Here is a 20,362-nt window from a genome sequence, read left to right as displayed (position 1 = left end):
CCAGTCCGACAATCACTTAGATAGGGCTGCCACACGGCAGCGCTATCTATTCTTGCGATAAATTTTGCTTTTGCCTTCCGGTTGCTTGCGGAAGCGCTTGTACTCCCACTGGTACTGTTCCGGTGCCTGGGCGATACAAGCCTCAACACCACGGTTCATCGCCGCCAGGGAGACCTTCTGCTCTTCACTGTAAATTGCGTTCTCGGCGGGCAAAAACACCAATTCAAAACCCCCTTCCACACGCTTGCCAAAACCGAATACCACGTGGCATTTAGTGCGTTGCAGTAGATTGTGAGCCAGTGTCATGGTCAATGCCGGCCGCCCAAAGAAAGGGGCAAAATCCCCACCCATATCGGGCTCCTGGTCCGGCAATACCATCGCGACATGACCGGCTTTCAAGCATTTGAGCAGGGAGCGCACACCATGGATATTGGTGGGTACCATTTGTGCGCCGGTCTTCTCGCGGCCACCGCGAATCACCGGGTCCAATTCAGCAATTTTGGGCGGTTGGTACAATGCCATAGACGGCCCCATAGCCGCCAGGTACATACCAAAAATTTCCCAGTTGCCTGTGTGCGGCATTAATACCAGGGTGCCGCGACCACCCTCTTCTCCTAAAGACAACAAGTGTTGATTGCGTACCGACACTATGGTCTTTTCATTGACCGCCCAGGGATGGTGCCAAATACTCGCCATCTCGAATCCAGTGACAGCGGTATTAACCACACTTTCCCGGGCCAGCTTCTCCCGCTGCTTAGGGTTCATCGCCGGGTAACACTGCGCCAGATTAATTCTACTCAGGCGCAGACCTTCGGTACGCAACAACACCGCCGTCTTACCAGCCAAGCGCCCTAGGCACCTCGACCAGGACAGCGGTAATCTGCCAATCAGTTTCAGTGCACCTGCAGCCAGGTGCCCCTTAATATCCAATGCAACAACTTCCTATACAAAAATACCGCCGTTTGGCGGCCCTAAAGCCAAGTATGGCGGTTCAAACCATCAGCGTGGTCACAACGCTTTAAGCGCAGCAGCCGCTACCGCTATAATTGCGTCCCTTTGCCCACAGCAGATACTGATCCGGAGATAGCGGTGTCCAAGCAATACGATCTCAGTACCTTTCAGGGACTCATTTTTGCCCTGCAGGATTATTGGGCGCGCCAAGGGTGCGTCATTCTACAGCCTCTGGATATGGAAGTGGGCGCCGGCACCTTTCATCCGGCGACCTTCCTGCGCGCCATAGGTCCGGAAAACTGGAATGCGGCTTATGTACAGCCCTGCCGCCGCCCCACCGATGGCCGCTATGGAGAGAACCCCAACCGCCTTCAGCACTATTACCAATACCAGGTAGTAATGAAGCCGTCCCCGGACAATATTCAGGAATTGTACCTCGACAGCCTGCGCGCCATGGGCGTGGACCCGGCTATTCACGATATTCGCTTCGTAGAAGACAACTGGGAATCCCCAACCCTGGGTGCCTGGGGCCTCGGCTGGGAAGTCTGGCTGAACGGTATGGAAGTCACCCAGTTTACCTACTTTCAGCAGGTCGGTGGCCTCGAGTGCTACCCGGTTACCGGCGAGATCACCTATGGTCTGGAGCGTATCGCCATGTACCTGCAGGGTGTCGAGTCCATCTACGATCTGGTCTGGACCCGCAACCCGGATGGCAGCCCCGTCACCTATGGCGACGTTTTCCACCAGAATGAAGTGGAGATGTCCCACTACAACTTTGAACACGCCGATGTGGAATTCCTGTTCGCTACCTTCGATCATTGCGAACGCGAGAGCACGCGCCTGATCGAGCTGGGCCTGCCACTACCCGCTTACGAGCAAGTCATGAAGGCCTCCCACGCCTTCAACCTGCTGGATGCGCGCCACGCCATCTCAGTGACCGAGCGCCAGCGCTATATCCTGCGTGTACGCACCCTGGCCCGCGCCGTGGCACAGGCTTACTACGATGCGCGCCGCGCCTTAGGCTTCCCCCTGGCAGATAAAGCACTGCGGGCAGATATTTTGGTGGAAGACATCGAGCAAGAGGAGAAGCAGTAATGGCTCAGGATTTTCTGGTAGAGCTGGGCACTGAAGAGCTGCCACCAAAAGCGTTACACAAATTAATGAGCGCTTTCGCCGATGGTATTACCCAGGGCCTCAAAGGCGCCGAGTTGTCTTTTGGTGAAGTTAAAGCCTACGCAGCCCCCCGCCGCCTGGCAGTAGCGGTGTTTGGCTTGGCAGACAAACAGCAGGACAAGCAAATTGAAAAGCTGGGCCCGGCCGTCAAAGCCGCCTTCGATAAAGAGGGTAAGCCCAGTAAAGCCGCTGAGGGTTTCGCCCGCAGCAATGGCGTAACCATTGAAGAACTCGGGCGCAAAGAGACCGACAAAGGCGAGCGCCTGGCCTTTATCAGCGAGCAAAAAGGCGCTGAAACCGAATCCCTGTTAGCGGGCATTGTCGAGAAGGCATTGGCTCAACTGCCAATTCCCAAGCGTATGCGCTGGGGTGCGCGCCGCGAGGAGTTCGTGCGCCCGGTACACTGGCTCGTTATGCTGTTTGGCAACAAGGTAGTAAACGGTGAAGTACTCGGCTTAAAAGCCGGTAACATCAGCCGTGGTCATCGCTTCCACTGCAATCGGGAGCTGGAGATCCACTCCGCCCACGACTATGGACAGGTTCTGCGCGAACCCGGCTACGTCATGGCGGACTTCGCCGAACGCCGCGAAGCCATTCGTGCCCAGGTGATTGCCGAAGCCAACAACGTCAATGGTGAAGCGGTCATCGACGACGATCTGCTCGACGAAGTGACTGCACTGGTGGAATGGCCTGTCGCCCTTACTGGCCGCTTCGAAGAGCGCTTCCTGGAAGTGCCCGCCGAGGCCCTGATCTCCTCCATGAAGGAGCACCAGAAGTATTTCCACGTGGTGGATGAAGACGGCCAATTGCTGCCTTTCTTTATCACCGTGTCCAATATCGAGAGTCAGGATGCCGCCCAGGTTATCCACGGCAACGAGCGGGTAATCCGCCCACGCCTGGCAGATGCCGCCTTCTTCTTCGAAACTGACAAGAAAACCAGCCTGGAATCACGCCGCGAAAAACTGCGCCAGATCGTTTTCCAGCAGCATTTGGGTAGCGTCTACGACAAAACCGAGCGGGTCTCCGCTTTGGCCCGCACTATCGCCGAGAAAACCGGTAGTAACGGCGACTGGGCCGAGCGCGCCGGCCGCCTGTGTAAGTCAGACCTGGTTACCGAGATGGTGTTCGAGTTTGCCGATATGCAGGGCATCGCCGGTTACTACTACGCCGAAAATGATGGCGAGCCGTTGGATGTAGCCAAGGCCATGTACGAGCAGTACATGCCCAAGTTTGCCGGTGACGAGCTGCCCGTCAGCGACACCGGTACTGTAATCGCCCTGGCAGACCGACTCGATACCTTGGTGGGTATCTTTGGCATTGGCCAGCCTCCCAGCGGCTCCCGCGACCCCTTCGCCCTGCGCCGCGCCAGCCTGGGCATTATCCGCATTCTCGTAGAGAAGCGCCTCGATCTGGACCTGCGCGAGTTACTGGAACTGGCCCGTGACAACTATCCGCGCACCGCCCTGGGTGAATACGACAAGGTGGTAGAGCAGACTCTGCAATATGTACTTGAGCGCTTCCGCGCCCGCTACGAGGATCAGGGCATTGCCGCCGAGGTCTTTATGTCGGTTGCCGCGCGAAAATTGTCACGACCGCTGGATATCGACAATCGTGTGCATGCGGTCAACGCCTTCAGCCAGCTGCCGGAGTCCGGTGCCCTCGCAGCAGCGAACAAGCGCGTCTCCAATATTCTCGCCAAACTGGATGGCGCCGTGCCCAGCAATGTCGATGAAGCCCTACTGCAGGAGGAAGCGGAGAGGGCCCTATTCGCCGCCGTACAGGTTGCCCGCACAGAAGTTGAACCGCTGTATAGCGATGCACTCTTCGCCGAAGGCCTCGCCGGTCTGGCCGGGCTGCGTGAAACCGTGGACAACTTCTTCGACCATGTGATGGTGATGAGCGACGACGAGCAACTGCGCAACAACCGCTTGGCGCTGCTGGCCCAGCTGCGTGCACTGTTCCTCGAAGTTGCCGATATTTCCCTGCTGGTTCCTGCCAAGTAATGACTTGCTGAGGCGGGGCATTAAGCCCCGCCTCGCAGATTAGGGAGATACGAATATGGCAATTATCATTCTCGGCCGCGACGGGGTGATCAACGAAAATCCAGATAAATTCGTCAAATCCGCCGACGAATGGCAACCCTTGCCCGGCAGTATTGAGGCGCTGGCAGCGCTCAGTCAGGCCGGCCATCAACTGGTAGTTGCCACTAATCAAAGCGGCTTGGCACTGGGCCAATTTGATCTGGATGATCTAGAGGCGATGCATTCCAAAATGCGTACTCTGGTAGAGGATGCCAGCGGTGAGATCGCCGCGATTTTCTACTGTCCCCACAGCCCTGAAGATAACTGTCGTTGCCGCAAACCCCTGACGGGCCTGCTTGATGCAATCGAAGCGGAATTCGATACCAGCCTGCACGGTTGCTATCTGATTGGCGACAAGCTGGCGGATTTACAGTTGGCGCTGGAAAAAGGCTGCCAACCAGTACTGGTACAATCCGGCGAAGGTATACTCACTCTTCAACAGTTGGTGGAAAAGCCGGACCCTAGACTGGCTGATACTAAAGTTTTCAGGGACCTAAAACAGTTCAGTCAATTTGTGCTGGTTTAAATGTGTCGCTATCTATGAGCTTTGCCTAACTATAAGCTTTCCCCAGCCGCTTTTGTAAACACTAGTTTTTCGTAAGCTGGGGGCTAACCCCATCACAGTCCTACAACGAGCCAATATACCGTATTTGTCGAAGATTTCGCTTAGTATAAGGCTCCAAACTATTTACTTTGGACCTCACCGGTAAAGAGGGTAATACCCAACCTACCGCCCCCTCTCTCTCGGGCTCAAATTAACAATCTGGGCACAGTAACCTTGACTGCAAGGACCCCGCCCCCTGCACCCGTGCTCTGAGCATCTTGGCGACAGCAAACAGGTTTTTTTAGGCCGAGGTTATGGCAGATACACAAAAGAAAATAATTCTCTTCGCTGAGAAGGGATCAGAATCATACTTTTAGCAACCAGTTCACATGGCATGCAAAGCGTGTAGCAATTTCCCGTGAGATAACAGCTGCCGTGTTAGTAAATTTAATGTTGCTTCCTATTTTTAGGAGTGAATATTAAATACAACATTGTTGCTAATTATTTATTATAAAAATTAGAGTTATTTACTGGACCTTAATACCTTTACTGTCTTTCTATCACACCACTTCGCATTTAAATATAGTTGGAGTACTAAATTCAGAACCTCCGCATTGAATTACACGCCATTTTCCTTTAAAAGCTGATAGCAGGACGGGTATTTCTCTTCTGGTTTTTTAAATATTCAGCAGATCAGAAATGGACGTAGTTTGAAAGAGCAACTTCCACCACCTCAATTTAAAAAAATATTTTTTAAATTAAGCAGCTGAAGAAAATTTTTTATTCAAAAAAAGATCCTTCCTGATAGAAAAATAAAACGGTAATTACAATGATAAGAAAAATTATCTCTTCGCTTCTTGCGGGAATGTTGGCCTCAGCTGGCAGCTTCGCTGATGCCCCTAGCGATACACCCTCACCCAATCTGGAAAAACGAAAAAAAGTTTTTATTGTTCAGCTGGATGGAGAGCCTCTATCTGCATACCGTGGCACTATTCCAGGCCTCTCTGCTACTAAGCCGGCCCTAAAGCGCAAACTGGATCCGCGTAGTAGCAGTTACCGCCACTACGCCAATTTCTTGAAAACACGTCGCCAACGGGTACTCTCCGCAGTTCCCAGGGCCCGCAAAGTACATGAGTATGAAGCAGCCTTTAATGGATTTGCCGCAGTAATGAGTGAGAAAGAAGCTGAGGCTCTGCGCGCTCATAAAGATGTAAAGGGTGTTTGGGAAGATGAGTTGCTCAAGATGCACACAGATTCCACTGCGGACTTTCTCGGATTGACCCAAATACCCAGTCCCTGGCTCTGGGGCATCACCGGTGAAGATATTGTTATTGGTGTAATTGACTCAGGGATTCACCCCGAGCATCCAAGTCTTGCCGATACACCAACGCCACGTCGGGGCAATCGAGGAGTTGATATTCCCTACGGGCCAATTCCAGAATCCTTCACCGGCGAAGGCTGTGACTTTGGTAATACCGAATTCAACCCGGGCGATGCTGCCTTTACCTGTAATAATAAATTGATCAAGGCCAAAGCCTTCAACACCTCCTTCCTTACCAACAACACTCTGGCAGACTATGAGTTTATGTCCGCCCGAGATGCTGATGGGCACGGCACTCATACTGCCACCACCGCCGGCGGTAACTATGGGATAGCAACTCCAGATGGCCAAACCCTCACCGGTATGGCTCCCAGAGCACGAATTGCTGCATATAAAGTTTGCTGGGACGCATCAGATCCAGACAGAAGCGGCTGTTACTCATCTGATTCTATGGCGGCCATTGACGAGGCTGTAGCTGATGGAGTCGACGTAATCAATTTCTCTGTGGGTGGAGAAAGCACGGTATTTACTCGTGGTCGTGATATGTCCTTCCTGTTTGCCGCCGATGCAGGCGTCTTTGTTGCAACCTCCGCAGGCAATGACGGCCCCGGCCCGCGTACCATGGGTACGCCCTCCGGCGTTCCCTGGATCACTGCAGTAGCAGCATCTGAGGACGACCAAAGCTTCGCAACTGTACTCCAAGTCGATGCACCCAAGGCTATTGCTGGTACCTATGAACTGATGGAAGGTGGAGGACCTGTCTCCCTCGAGGATAGCGGCCTTTTGTCAGGACCTATCGTTGTAAGCGAGCCCCTGGAAGCCTGTTCCGCGCTGGACAACCCCGAAGCAATGGAAGGCAAAATTGCTCTGGTAAAACGCGGCAGCTGCTCCTTCACAAGTAAATACAACAATGTCGCTGATGCGGGTGCCGTGGCTATCGTAGTGTACAACGATGGGGCTGACGATGGCCGTATGGATCCACTCTCGATGTCTGCTCCGGATACCACTATTCCAGGTGTCATGATCCGCTACAAAGACGGCGAGCTTATTGCCGCTACCTCTGGCGTTAGCGGAATTCTTGATCCAGAACAACAGGTATCCCGTGAGGATCGAATTGCTGAATTCTCCTCCCGCGGCCATAACGTTGGTGCACCGGATATTATTAAACCGGATATCGCAGCACCGGGGGTCGGTATCCTCGCAGGTACCTCACCAGTATTGAGCGGTGGTAGCCTATTTGAATCATTAAACGGTACCTCCATGGCCAGCCCTCATGTAGCCGGTATTATGGCTCTCCTTAAGCAAGCCCGGCCTGAATGGTCCCCAGCAATGGCCAAGTCCGCACTGATGACCACTGCACGCACCGATCTGCTGAAGTCCTTCGGTCCTGAAGCCGCAGACCCGTTTGATTTTGGTGCTGGCGCAATCGTACCTTACGCAGCTTTCCGCCCCGGTCTAGTCTACGATGCAGGGCTTAATGATTATTTGGCATTTCTATGTGGTGCCGAGTTCCAGGAGCAGATTCTCGAGCCTGCAACCTGTGAGGAATTGGTATCCATGGACTACTCCCTGGACTCCAGCGACCTCAATCTGCCGTCAATCGGCATAGGTGAATTAGTCGGGACCCAGACAGTGAAACGCCGAGTGACCAGCGTGGCCCCAGGAAAGAGATGGTACTGGGCATCGGTAAATGCACCAGAAGGTATTGAAGTGGATGTCCACCCAAAAATCCTACGCCTCAGGGAAGGAGAGAGCGCAGAATTCAAGGTTACTTTTAGTGCCACTGACACTGCCTCTATAAACAAGTGGGTCTTCGGCGATTTAACTTGGAAATCCGTAGGTGCCCGCCAGGAAGTACGCAGCCCAATCGCTGTGCGACCTGTCCCCCTATCTACTTCCGAACTAGTGAATGTACAGGGTACTGATGGTGCCCATGACTTGGGAATGGTGTTTGGCTATAGCGGCAACTTCCAAGTCAGCATAAGCGGCTTGGCTGAGGCTGAGACAGTAGCCAGCAGTATTGAAGACCAAGCTAGTCAAGTGATTTATTTCGATATCCCAGAGGGTACCAAGATGGCACGTATAGCCCTCTTTGATACGGATGTTGGTGACGGTAGCGGCAGCGACGATCTTGATATAACAGTTTACGGTCCCGGCCCTAATGGTCCAGAAGTAGGCGACAGCACATCTTCGACTTCTAACGAGTCTGTCAATATGCTGAATCCTACCCCAGGTCAATATGAAGTGCATGTGGTGGACTATTCCTCCGCCGCGGGCCCCACGCCATTTACCCTGTTCAACTTCAATCTAAGCGGCGACAACGGCAATACTCAGTTGACAGCTCCCTCCCAGGCACAAGTGGTCAGCAATGATAACGTCAAACTAGAGTGGATGGGTCTTGCATCTGGTACCCGCGCTCTGGGAATCCTTAGCTACGGCAACGGAGAACAGGTTTTTGCTGAGACCGAGGTTATGGTTAACACTCAATAATTCTCTTCGCTGAGAAGCGGTAAGAATTATGCTTTTAGGAGCCGGTCAAAGCCTTGTGCTTTGGTCGGTTTTTTATTGACACGAAAGCTATCCACCCCACCTGGTCAATAAAAACACCGGTGATATTCATAATACAAAGAGATCAACCATTCCCCCGTGCCAGATGAATACAGCAGCATTCTATAATTTATCTGAGTTCTCTAAACTTCTTTTAAAAACTGAATTTAAAAAGAACCGGTACCATAGACAGGTTTAGCTCGCTCAAATATTAAAGAGTCCAACAGGCATAAATGACTTAACTGTATTTATTTCTCATCCTTTTGTGTTCAAATTTGAGTGAAGTATTAAATTCAGTGTTCACTCATTGAGTTACGCGACATATTCCTTTAAAAGCATATAGCTGGGCGGTTCTGTCCATCTTGGCTTGGGGGAATACCATCAAACCAAAAGTGCACACTGCTTGGAGGCAATACTTTGCAGTACCGCATATAACAAAATATATTTTGTTTATACCTGCGGATAGTCCCTACTTCATGCTAAATCCCGCCTGCCACTAAAAATAAAAACGGGACACATCGATGAAAAGAAAAATAATTTTCACGCTTCTGGCAGGGATACTGGCCTCGGCCAGTAGCTTTGCAGAAACACCCAAACACACACTCGTACCCAGCCTGGAAAAACAAAGGAAAGTGTTTATCGTCCAGTTGGACGGCGAGCCACTTTCTTCCTATAGCGGAACCATTCCAGGACTATCTGCCACCAAATCGGAGGTGCGTCACAAGCTGGACCCTCGCAGCAGCAGTTATCGTCATTACGCCAACTTCCTTAAAAACCGCCGCGAGCAAGTGCTCTCATCTATTCCGGACGCGCGTAGGGTGCATGAGTACGAAGCCGCCTTTAACGGCTTCGCAGCAGTGATGAGCGAGAAGGAAGCTGAAGCGCTTCGTAGCCACAAAGATGTGAAGGGTGTTTGGGAGGACCGCCTGCTTAAGATGCACACGGATTCCACCGCGGACTTTCTCGGCCTGACCCGTATCCCCAGCCCCTGGCTGTGGGGTATCACTGGTGAGGATGTGATAGTAGGTGTCATTGATTCTGGTATCCACCCTGAGCACCCAAGTCTCGCCGATATCCCGACCCCGCGTCAGGGGAATCGTGGCAGAAATATTGCCTATGGACCCGTACCTGCATCCTTTATCGGCGAGGGTTGTGAATTTGGCAATACCGAATTCAATCCGGAAGACGTCGCCTTTACCTGTAACAACAAGCTGATTAAGGCCAAATCGTTCTCCGATGCCTTCCTCACAAATAATACCCTAGCCGATTATGAGTTCCTGTCTGCGCGCGATGCAGACGGACACGGTACTCACACTGCTACCACTGCCGCCGGTAACTACGGCGTAGTGACACCGGAAGGTGAGACCCTTACCGGCATGGCACCGCGTGCCCGGGTTGCGGCGTACAAAGTCTGCTGGGATGCGCCAGACCCCGATGACAGTGGCTGCTCATCAGCAGACTCCATGGCGGCCATTGACGAGGCCGTAGCCGATGGCGTCGACGTGATCAATTACTCGGTGGGCGGCTCCAGTACCGTTTTCACTGGCGCGGACGATATCGCTTTCCTGTTCGCTGCTGACGCTGGCGTATTTGTCGCCACTTCTGCTGGCAACAGCGGACCTGCTCCGGAGACCATGGGAACTCCCTCCGGCGTACCCTGGATCACCGCGGTAGCAGCCGCAGAAGATGACCAGAGTTTTGGCACAGCCCTGCAAGTAAACGCACCAGAAGCTGTCTCCGGCACTTACGATGCCCGTGAAGGGGGTGGCCCGGTAACTATGGAGGACACCGGTCTGCTGTCTGCTGCCCTGGTTGCCGGTGCTCCACTGGAAGCGTGTTCCCAACTCACTAACCCCGAGGAGATGGCAGGGAAAATTGCCCTGGTAAAACGTGGCGGCTGCTCCTTCACAGAGAAGTACAATAATGCGGCCGATGCCGGCGCTGTAGCAATTGTCGTATACAACGACGGCACCGCCGTGGATCGTATGGATCCAATCGTAATGTCAGCCCCCGATACCACAATTCCCGGAGTGATGATTCGCTATGCCGACGGCGCCATGCTGGTCGAAAATACCGGGGCCGCTGGCATTCTGGATCCAGAGTTGAAAATATCTCGCGAAGACCGCATCGCCAGCTTCTCCTCTCGGGGCCACAACGTCGGCGCGCCGGATATTATCAAGCCGGATGTGGCCGCGCCGGGCGTTGGCATCCTCGCAGGTACCTCTCCAGTATTGAGCGGTGGCAACCTGTTTGGTACCAAGAGTGGCACCTCCATGGCCAGCCCCCATGTTGCCGGTATTATGGCTCTACTGAAGCAGGCTCACCCTGACTGGAGCCCGGCAATGGCCAAGTCTGCCCTGATGAGCACAGCGCGAACTGACCTGCTGAAGTCCTTCGGACTCGAAGCTGCAGATCCATTTGACATTGGGGCCGGTGCAATTGTACCTGCCGCCGCCTTCCGACCTGGGTTAGTCTACGATGCCGGTTTCAATGACTACCTGGCATTTCTATGTGGTGCGGAAAACCAACCGGAGGTTATCGAAGAAACTACCTGTACTGAGCTTGTCTCTCTGGGCTACTCACTGGATTCCAGTGACCTGAACCTGCCATCTATCGGCATCGGTGATCTGGTCGGTACCCAGACCATCAAGCGACGTGTTACCAGTGTTGGTCGTGGTCAGAAGTGGTATTGGGCCTCAGTAAACACTCCTGAGGGTGTAGAGGTTAGCGTTAATCCAAAAGTCCTGCGCCTGGGCGAAGGAGAAAGTGCCGAATTCCAGGTTACTTTCACGGTTACCGAAGAAGCGGCTATGAACGAGTGGGCGTTTGGTGATCTTACCTGGAAATCTGTTGGTATACGCCAGGACGTACGCAGCCCCATTGCCGTACGCCCGGTGCCATTATCCACATCCCAGCTGGTCACAGCTGAAGGTACTGATGGTGCCTTAGACCTGGGCGTGGCATTCGGTTACAGCGGTGACTATCAAGTCGGTATTCAAGGCCTGGCTGAAGGTGTAGCTTTCCCCGGCAGCGTTGAAGATGGAGATAACCAGCTGATTTTCTTCGATATTCCTGAAGGCACCGAGCTTGCCCGCGTAGCTCTGTTTGATGCTGACGTAGGTGATGGGAGTGGCAGCGATGATCTGGACCTGCAAGTCTATGGCCCCGGCCCCGACTTCCCAGAAGTGGGCACCAGCGGCTCACCGACTTCCGCTGAATCTGTCGATTTGGTCAATCCCGCCGCAGGTCAGTATGCGGTATTCGTAGTGGACTACGCCTCTGCAGAGGGCCCCACGCCATTTACCCTGTTTAACTTCAACCTGAGTGGTGACAGTGGCAACACCCAGCTCACAGCTCCGTCTCAGGCACAAATGAACAGCAATGGCGATATCAAGCTAGAGTGGATAGGTCTCGCCCCCGGTACCCGAGCCCTGGGTATCCTCAGCCACGGTAACGGTGAACAGGTATTTGCCGAAACCGAGATCATGGTGAACACCCAGTAAAAATGAATTCTCATTAATAATGGGCATTCATTTTTTAGAAACTGGCCGAAGCATAAAACCTCGGCCAGTTTTTTTATTTACAAACCAGTTTTTCTTGTTGTCGAATAAATGCCGCAGCGATATCCATAGAAACATTACCGAAATCCCAGAAAACTTTTGTTTTGCGATTAATATTCACCGCGATCGATAGTTTGTATTCCGGTATTATCATTAACCAACTCTGGCTGCCTCGACTGACGCCGCCATGATTGACAACACGCAAAAAACCCACCTCAGAAATTTCCATTTCTCGAACACGCCAACCCAAAGCGTAGTTTTGCTCATTCACATCTCCATTCGCAAGCTTTTGTGGCGTCCAAAATATTTCCCTGGTTTCAGGGCTTAAGTAGCGATCGTCGAGATAGAGGGCGCCGAGTTTAACCAAATCACTTGGCGTAGAAATAAAACCACCTCCTGGCAATCGATGGCTTAAATCCACCGGACGCCACTCGCGTAGACGAAGCTCCTCTCCACTTAAACCATTACTTTTATAAAAGCGAGCAATATTACGAGTCGGATCTCCATTTACCGGTGATGCCTCTGTATTTTTCATTGAGGCGGGTCTAAAAACCTCCCTACTCATCACTTCCAGATAATTTTGCCCCTCGGCTTCAGCCAAGACTGCACCCAAAAGAACGGTACCGAAACTACTGTAGTAGAACTCTGTCCCTGGCTTGTAAAGCAATTCACTATCATCAAAAACCCCCAAGGCTTGGTACATACTTTCGTAATGACTACGCAGTGCTAGAGTTTTATATAAACCGAGCCAGTCAGAATTATTCTTATAATGTGGCAAACCTGACATATGTGCGGCCAACTGACGCGGCGTTATATCCGCCCATCCCGAGTTCGGCATCACTTCAAAATAATTTGCGATTGATTTATCAAGATCAACTCTCCCATTCTGTACCAACCTTGCGAGAGCCGTTCCAGTCAAAGCCTTGGAGGTGCTGCCGATACGAAAACGAGTCTCAGTGGAGACTGGTATTTGCCTTGCTAAATCCACCCATCCGGATGCACCAGCCCAGACCACCTCGCCGCAGGCTGAAACTGCCGCAGAAATAGCCGGAGCACCAATTTTCTCGCGGTGTTTTTCGATTACGGTTAGGGAATATTCTGCGGCGGATTTATATTCATCGTTATAAAGTACCTGTGTCGACGGTGCCTTATCAGGTAAGGCTCGCCAGCCAAAAGGGCTTAGTGGCAGGGAGTCAAGTGACCATGCATAAAATTGATAAACAGGCCATAGTAGGTAACCAACGCATAACAGAATAGCGAGACTGCCCAGCAGGAATTTTTTATGACTCATCAGCTTATTCCAAAATTCATAAGGATGGGCTGTAACAGTTGTAGTAAAACTCTCCAAGCCCGGTTCTCTCAATGTTATATTGCCACCCGTATATCAAGAGACTCAGTTACGACCAATTCTGACATTGCAAAGACCACATACCTTGGGACAGGGGGCTGGTACTATTTAGTAAACTTTCACTCTTTTTAACTGACACTAGCCGCTTTTTACCTTTGCTATCTTTTATCTGAAAATCACATACATACTCTATCCTAAGTACTATTCATCAATAGTTCCAAAATGAGTAGATTAAGTAGCATCTTGATAAAGTAAAAACAGTATGATTTACAAAAATATCTTTTTTATTAGGTTAGGATATATCTATTTTTACTTTCTATATTTTTTAAATTTTTTATGTTTATCCAGGATAAGTTAATCATTGCGCATTAAAGTACAGGTATTTTTAATTATTATAAAAAAATTATATGGTTCATAATAAAAATTTACTTTGTCACAACCGCTAAAATATTTAATCCGTAAAATTTGGCTCTTAATGAAAGCGGCGGCGGAATTCACTTGGAAGAATTCCCTTGTGCCTGCGGAATGTTCGTCTCAACTGCTCTTGGGATTGGAAGCCACACAGACAAGCCACCCTTTCCTGAGACAAGTTTTGCTCTGAGAGCAACTGACAGGCCTTCTCCACCCGGATACTCTCAATAAAGCGTGCCGGAGTTACGCCCAATTCTCGAGAAAAACATCGAGCAAAATTACGTGGACTCATGGCGGACTCCTGTGCAAGCCTCTCTACGGTAAGTGGCTCCTTTAAATTCTGGTAAATCCATTCCACCAACCCGGCAAATCGATCACTTTGCAGCTGATTCATCAGGTGGGTGCTGTACTGCTGTTGCCCGCCATCGCGTTTCAAGTAGAGCACCATCATTCTCGCAATCGACAATGCCAGGCTACGGCCGTGGTCCTCCTCGACCAGTGCCAACGCAAGATCGATACCTGCTGTAACCCCCGCAGAGGTGTAGAGATTACCATCTCGTATATAAATGGCATCGGGGTCCACTTCTATGTCGGCATACTCTTGTAGTGCTGCCACATTTGCCCAGTGGGTAGTAGCTCGATGACCATTCAACAAGCCTGCTTTGGCCAGTATCAAGGCTCCGGTACAAATGGAGCCGAGTCGTTCCACCTGTGTCTCCTGATCGATCAGCCACTGAATAAACTCGACATTGCTGCCCAAAATATCATAACTTTTCGGTGGCCCACCGCTGAGCAACAGGGTGTGGATATCCTCGACTTCCCTGAAGCCATAATCTGCATAGAGCTTTACTCCAGAAGCCGTGACTATAGGCCCAGCACTGTCAGCCAAAATTTGGGTATCGTAGAAGTCAGAGGTATAGCGCCCCTCTGCACGGAGTTGATGATTGGCCAGAGAGAAGACTTCCAGGGGGCCGGTAACATCGAGACTCGAAGCTCCGGGATAGATAACCATGGAGACTTTTAGAGAATGGTCCTTTGGGAATTTCATTGCAGGAGTGTTCCACAATACCAATTAGGCAAAAATGACATATTGGTGGGGAATTCTGCCGTCTAATTGATAATTTACCAATCATTTATCTGCATTAGATATCCAAATGGCTCTTAGCCTGCCTGGCGCCCGTATTACCATACGCCAGGGGAGCGCCCAATGTAAGTGGTCACAGACTCATTTTTTAAGCTCTTTTAGCTCCCCCTGTTTCTTCTTGCCATGTTCCCGAAAATTATCCACATCACCATGATTTCTTGAGTCCTCGCGTAGCGTTTGTGGATAATTTTTCCTTACTAACAATTAGCAGGGTACTTCTCCATACGGACTATCACTTGACCTAAAGGGCTAGCCAAGCAAAATTGCCACCAATTTTGTTCAACCCCAGGGAGATTCTCTTTGCTGGAATTAATATTGAATCGCGGTGCTGAGCGCCGCTTGAAACGTGGCCACCTGTGGATCTACAGCAATGAAGTGGACACCAAGCGATCTCCACTTAAGGGAATCGAACCCGGCAGTCTGTGCCAGGTTCTCGACAGTCAAGGGAAGCTTCTCGGCACGGCTTTTATAAACCCAAGTCAGCTCATTTGTGGACGTCTCGTTACTAAAAAATCCAGTTTCGATGATTCCGATATTAGTGAGCGCCTACTATCTTCTTTGAGCCTACGCCAACGCTACTTTGAGCATCCGAGTTACCGGTTGGTGTATGGGGATTCAGATGGTCTGCCAGGTCTGGTTGTGGATAGGTTTGGTGATTACTTGGCTGTTCAGGTGAGCAACTGGGGAATGGAACACTTCCAGCAGCAGGTTGTGGATAAGTTAATTGAGTTAGTCCAACCAAGAGGCATATTGCTACGCAACGATCACCAGGGGCGCGCCGTAGAAGGAATGCCACCGGTCAAAGAAGTTGTTTTCGGAGAGGTTCCCGAGATGGTTCCTTTTGAGGAGAATGGCGTCCCCTTACTTGCACCGATACATGCGGGACAGAAAACGGGTTGGTTCTACGATCACCGCGAGAATCGCAGGTTGCTCAACCGCTGGGTTAAGGGAAAGCGGGTATTGGATCTCTTTTCCTACGCCGGCGGTTGGGGAATTCAGGCCCTGGCCAGCGGTGCTGCCAGCACAACTTGTGTGGATGCCTCACAACAGGCCCTGGACTGGTGTCAGGTCAACGCAGATCACAATGGACTTGTGGATAAGCTCAACACTGTCCATGGCAAGGCCTTGGACGTGCTCAAAGCTATGGTTGCTGCTGGGGAAAAATTCGATGTCATCGTGCTGGACCCTCCAGCCTTCATAAAGAGACGCAAGGATCACAAGGCCGGGCTGTCAGCCTATCGCCATATCAACGAGTTGGCCATGCGGCTACTTGGCGAAGATGGACTGTTAGTAAGTGCTTCCTGTTCCATGCACCTGCAATCAGACGAGTTACTGGACTGTGTCCGTGGCGCCGCACATCGGCTGGGGAGACGTGCACGCATCCTCGCCAGTGGTGGCCAAGGCGCAGACCATCCGGTACACCCGGCAATCCCCGAAACGAGCTATCTCAAAGCCCATTTTGCGCACTTGGGTGGGGACCGCTAGTAGGCTATTACTCACACCTCCCAATAAAAAACCCCGGTTCTAGCCGGGGTTTCCCTTATCCAGTGATTTTGCCGAAGCTCGGATCAGAAGGTGTACTTCATACCCAAAGCGGCAGTACGCGGCCGGTTAGCACGAGCACCATCGGGGCTGCGACTGATAATCACCTGCTCATCAAACAGGTTATCCACTTTCAGGTAACCGGTCAGGTCGGCGCTAAAGTCGTAGTGCGCAGCCGCATCCACAACCCACAGAGACTCTGTGTAATCGAAGCGGTCAGTATTCCCCTGATTACAGCTAGTATTAACACACATCTCGTCCTGATAGGCTGCGGTTAGGTTTAGACGCCAGGCAGCGCCACTATCCAGGCCAGCAGATACAGCAAATACATTTTCCGGCAGGTATTCAAGATTATCCCCGGCAACTAGACCTCCATCGTCACTGTCTTCAGTAATTTCAGCATCGGTGAAGGTATAGGTAGCTCTTACTGGCAGCGTCCAACCGTTTGCAAGTACCCACTCACTGCCGAAGGTAGCTTCCAACCCTTTGATCTCTGCCTCACCCAGCTGGTAGGTACCACTGTCGGCACCATTGGGGCATTCCACAGCTACCGAACAGTTCTGCACAGCATTTTCATAATCGCTGTAGAAGGCAATTAACTCGGCACTTACGCTACCGTTATCAAAGCGCGCACCCCATTCAAAGTTTGTGGATAACTCCGGGCCCTGGCCATCGGCTGCGCCTGCACCGGGAGGAGCAAAGCCACGGTGCACTCCTGCCAGCAGGCTCCACTGCTCATTGGCCTGGTAAACAACCCCCAGACCGGGCAGCCACTCATCCACCTGATTGGAACGGTAGCTGCCCTTCTCAGTACGATCGGCGTCGTTATAACGCTGCTGCTCGGTCTCTATATCCTCGTAGCGAAGAACAGCAGTGAGAGTCAGCTTTTCGTTCAGCTTGATATCGTCGTAGATAAAGAACGAGGTAGCCTCAGCTTCTTCGACACGGTTATTGCTGGCGCTAGGCAGCTCAACACTATCAAATACCAGTTGGCCATCAATTTGGTTGTAAATTTCTACAGGTTGATATCTGTCGACTTCATCCTGATGTTGACGCAGGCCGAATGTCAGCTCATGGGCAATAGCACCAGTGTTAAAGCGCCAATCGGCACTGATTTGCAGACCCTTGGCCTCGTACTCGCGGTTGTTATGCTTGATACCAAAGGTGTAATCCTCAGTGCCATCCAACACCGCTTGGGGATCTATAACTCCGTCAACAGCGCCGCCGGTATTAACAGCATCTATCAATTCACCCTCGCTGACCTTAAACCAGTCGCGCTTAAACTTGTTGTAATAAGCCTGGGTATGCAGGGTAAAGCTGTCACTCAACTCGATGCTGTGGTTCAGCTGAACGGTGCTGTGGCGATTCTGCATTTCATCCAGGGCACTGATACCATAGCGACGATTAGGATCATCGTTAAAGTCGGCATCCGTCAGTCCTAGATAACTCATGCCTGACTCCTCTTCGGAGTACTGCAGCTTGATATCCAACTGCTGGCGAAAGGTCGCATCCGCATCGGACTGCAGGCGGCCTTTCAGCAGGTAATCTTCTTTAGCAATATCCGCGCTGTCCGCGTGATCGATTTCGCGGAAGCCGTCCGCATACTGTTGCTGGGTCTCCAGCAGCCAGCCAGTATTTTCAGTGCTGGTACCATAGTGTGCGTGCAGACGGGTCTCACCGTATTCACCGGCTTCTAGCTGCACCATGCCCTGGCTGGAAGTTGGGATTGGTGTGCTCAACATATTTACCGCACCACCAACAGTAAATGGACCGTATTGCAATGCGGCGGGGCCTTTGAGCACTTCAATGGCATCCATACGGCCTGCACTCGGGAAATAGTAAGCCTCCGGTGCCGAGTAAGGTGCCGGAGCTACCAATACGCCATCTTCCATCAGTGAGATCTTGGCAGAGCGGCCACCCTGTGCGCCACGAATACCAATATTAGGACGCAGACCATAGCCATCCTCTTCGAGGATGTAGACACCCGGTACAGAGCGCATCATGCGGTTGATATCTACATACTCGAATTCGGCCAGCTCATCAGCATCAACCAGGTGCGCGGAACCCGGTAGCGTCGAAATGGACTCGGAATCGCCAATAACGGTAACCGTCTCCAGGCGCTGTTCAGCCAAGGTTGGTGCAGCTGTAACAGCCGCCAGGGCGATAGCCAATGGCGACAGGAAAAATTTCTTCATGAACCCTCCATTGAGTCGTTATAGCTTTGTAATTATTGTTATTAATAAGAATGATTGTATTTTACCATTATAAACCCAATGGCATAACAGAACTATTTCTTGCCTTTTGATGCCTTCATGAGGAAAAAATGGCTGTCTTTATAGTTTCTATCCTAATAAGGGGATGTTTTCTAGGATCTAACCTTTGACCCGACTAGCATTGGGCCCATGTATCCGCCTCGGGGGTGCCCATGATTCGAAAGGCAGAACTCAAAGAACTGGACAGGCTGGAGCAACTCTGGCTCCATGCGACAGCCAACTCTCACCCCTCTTTGTCCCGCCAATTCTGGCTCGATCACGTCGCGCAGTTTCGTCGTGACTGCCGCCAGGCCAGTCTCTGCCTCGTATTTACAGGACGCCACAATGCCGTAGCCGAAGCATTCATTACTCTTCTTGACCGGGACCGCATAGCCTATCTCTGTGTCAGTCCAATATTTTCGGGCTGCGGCATTGGCGCCAGCCTGCTCTCCGCAGCGGGTAAAGGTAGGCTCCAACTGCAAACTGGGGTATTGAGGGAAAACCTCCGCACACGTTATTTCCTACAAAAACAAGGGTTTGTGGAAACCGAGCGGCGTTATATTGCTGAATACGGCCAGCACCTGATCCAGATGCGCTTCGATCGCCCCCTGGATTAGCTCTTTATAGCCATGAGCCCAAGTCAAAAGCTTTTACTTATAACTGAAGCTTATTGATTCACTTCTTTTTATTGTTTCTACGCGACAAATTAAGCGGGTAGCATGCGTTCTACCCTAACTATCCTATGCGCTGATTTCTTATGGGACACCACGCTTCCACCAACACCGTGCAGTCTTTTTCCGACCGCTTCTTTCACCACGGTGCCGATTTGGCATCGCTGAACAAGTCTTTTGTTGGGGCCAAGCCCAGCGAGATCATGCGGTTCACCATGGAAAAGGCACAAAACCCGGTAGTTTTTACAAACTTCCGCCCACTTGCGGTCGCTTTTCTGCACCTGGTCACCAAAGCCAAGCCAGATATCCCAGTTATTTGGGTGGATCACGGATACAACACACCAGAAACCTACCGGCATATCGAAAATGTCGTGAGGACGCTGAACCTGAATCTGCGTACCTATTCACCCAAGATATCGGCAGCTCACTACAATGCGGTCTATGGTGGTATCCCGCAGTTGGATACCCCCGAGCATGACTTCTTCTCACGCACGGTAAAGCTTGAACCCTTTAACCGCGCAATGCAGGAGTTACAACCCGATGTCTGGTTGAATGGTATCCGCCACGATCAAAATGCCCATCGCAAAAATCTGGATGTGTTTACTCAAGGCAATCACGGCACCATTCGTGTAGCGCCGATGTTCCACCTAAAAGAAATTGATGTTGAAGAGTACGTTTACGAGAATGACCTTCCCGATAACGATATTTACTTTGATCCAACTAAAGGTGAGGAGCACCGGGAGTGCGGGTTGTTACTGGAAAAGTAGTTCTACTACTTTTCCAGTAACTATCAATGGTGGTTGAGTTGAAAAGCATC

At 51.4% G+C, this 20,362-nt stretch carries 12 protein-coding genes; 8 read left to right on the top strand and 4 right to left on the bottom strand.

Translation table 11 applies throughout. From position 1 onward, the window contains the following. Positions 1 to 42: 42 nt before the first annotated feature. A complete protein-coding gene (locus tag ACJJJB_RS19290) occupies positions 43 to 930 on the bottom strand; it encodes a lysophospholipid acyltransferase family protein (protein WP_020413863.1) in 888 nt (295 codons plus the stop codon). Positions 931 to 1,089: 159 nt separating this feature from the next. On the opposite strand from ACJJJB_RS19290, the gene glyQ reads away from it, so the two are divergent. The 5 genes from glyQ (at position 1,090) to ACJJJB_RS19265 (ending at position 12,120) form a co-directional block, all read left to right on the top strand. Next, the gene (glyQ, locus tag ACJJJB_RS19285; protein ID WP_445365333.1) at positions 1,090 to 2,046 is read left to right on the top strand and encodes a glycine--tRNA ligase subunit alpha; all 957 of its coding nucleotides are present in this window, start codon (positions 1,090 to 1,092) and stop codon (positions 2,044 to 2,046) included. Continuing rightward, positions 2,046 to 4,127, top strand: coding sequence for a glycine--tRNA ligase subunit beta (glyS, locus tag ACJJJB_RS19280; protein WP_444945904.1), 2,082 nt, complete (start codon positions 2,046 to 2,048; stop codon positions 4,125 to 4,127). The genes glyQ and glyS overlap by 1 nt, the downstream gene beginning before the upstream one ends. 55 nt (positions 4,128 to 4,182) lie before the next feature. Next, a complete protein-coding gene (gmhB, locus tag ACJJJB_RS19275; RefSeq protein ID WP_020413866.1) occupies positions 4,183 to 4,731 on the top strand; it encodes a D-glycero-beta-D-manno-heptose 1,7-bisphosphate 7-phosphatase in 549 nt (182 codons plus the stop codon). Between the two features lie 847 nt (positions 4,732 to 5,578). Continuing rightward, positions 5,579 to 8,560 carry a S8 family serine peptidase gene (locus tag ACJJJB_RS19270; protein ID WP_445365332.1) on the top strand — a complete coding sequence of 994 codons (2,982 nt, stop codon included), beginning with the start codon at positions 5,579 to 5,581 and terminating at the stop codon, positions 8,558 to 8,560. A gap of 578 nt (positions 8,561 to 9,138) precedes the next feature. Beyond that, positions 9,139 to 12,120 (top strand): S8 family serine peptidase, encoded by a 2,982-nt coding sequence (locus ACJJJB_RS19265; RefSeq protein ID WP_445365331.1) that lies wholly within the window; start codon positions 9,139 to 9,141, stop codon positions 12,118 to 12,120. Positions 12,121 to 12,193: 73 nt separating this feature from the next. Here ACJJJB_RS19265 and ACJJJB_RS19260 read toward each other — a convergent pair whose 3' ends face one another. Continuing rightward, positions 12,194 to 13,525, bottom strand: coding sequence for a serine hydrolase domain-containing protein (locus tag ACJJJB_RS19260; protein WP_445365330.1), 1,332 nt, complete (start codon positions 13,523 to 13,525; stop codon positions 12,194 to 12,196). 472 nt (positions 13,526 to 13,997) lie between these two features. Beyond that, positions 13,998 to 14,984: a GlxA family transcriptional regulator gene (locus ACJJJB_RS19255; RefSeq protein WP_020413870.1), complete on the bottom strand. Its 987-nt coding sequence runs from the start codon at positions 14,982 to 14,984 to the stop codon at positions 13,998 to 14,000. A 396-nt stretch (positions 14,985 to 15,380) separates the two neighbouring features. Here ACJJJB_RS19255 and ACJJJB_RS19250 point away from each other — a divergent pair, with 396 nt between their 5' ends. Next, positions 15,381 to 16,565, top strand: a complete 1,185-nt coding sequence (locus ACJJJB_RS19250) for a class I SAM-dependent rRNA methyltransferase (RefSeq protein ID WP_445365329.1) — start codon at positions 15,381 to 15,383, stop codon at positions 16,563 to 16,565. Between the two features lie 83 nt (positions 16,566 to 16,648). Here the strand turns inward: ACJJJB_RS19250 and ACJJJB_RS19245 are convergent, their stop codons facing one another. Next, positions 16,649 to 18,817 carry a TonB-dependent receptor family protein gene (locus tag ACJJJB_RS19245; protein ID WP_445365328.1) on the bottom strand — a complete coding sequence of 723 codons (2,169 nt, stop codon included), beginning with the start codon at positions 18,815 to 18,817 and terminating at the stop codon, positions 16,649 to 16,651. A gap of 230 nt (positions 18,818 to 19,047) precedes the next feature. Here ACJJJB_RS19245 and ACJJJB_RS19240 point away from each other — a divergent pair, with 230 nt between their 5' ends. Continuing rightward, complete coding sequence (locus ACJJJB_RS19240) at positions 19,048 to 19,491, top strand: GNAT family N-acetyltransferase (RefSeq protein WP_353375844.1); 444 nt, start codon at positions 19,048 to 19,050, stop codon at positions 19,489 to 19,491. Between the two features lie 140 nt (positions 19,492 to 19,631). Then, on the top strand, positions 19,632 to 20,312 hold the full coding sequence (locus ACJJJB_RS19235) for a phosphoadenosine phosphosulfate reductase domain-containing protein (RefSeq protein WP_020413874.1): 681 nt from the start codon (positions 19,632 to 19,634) through the stop codon (positions 20,310 to 20,312). Positions 20,313 to 20,362: the final 50 nt, after the last annotated feature.

It is taken from the genome of Microbulbifer variabilis (assembly GCF_052468405.1).
The sequence above is the reverse complement of the archived record's forward strand: the minus strand, read 5'-3'. Positions and strand labels throughout refer to the sequence as shown.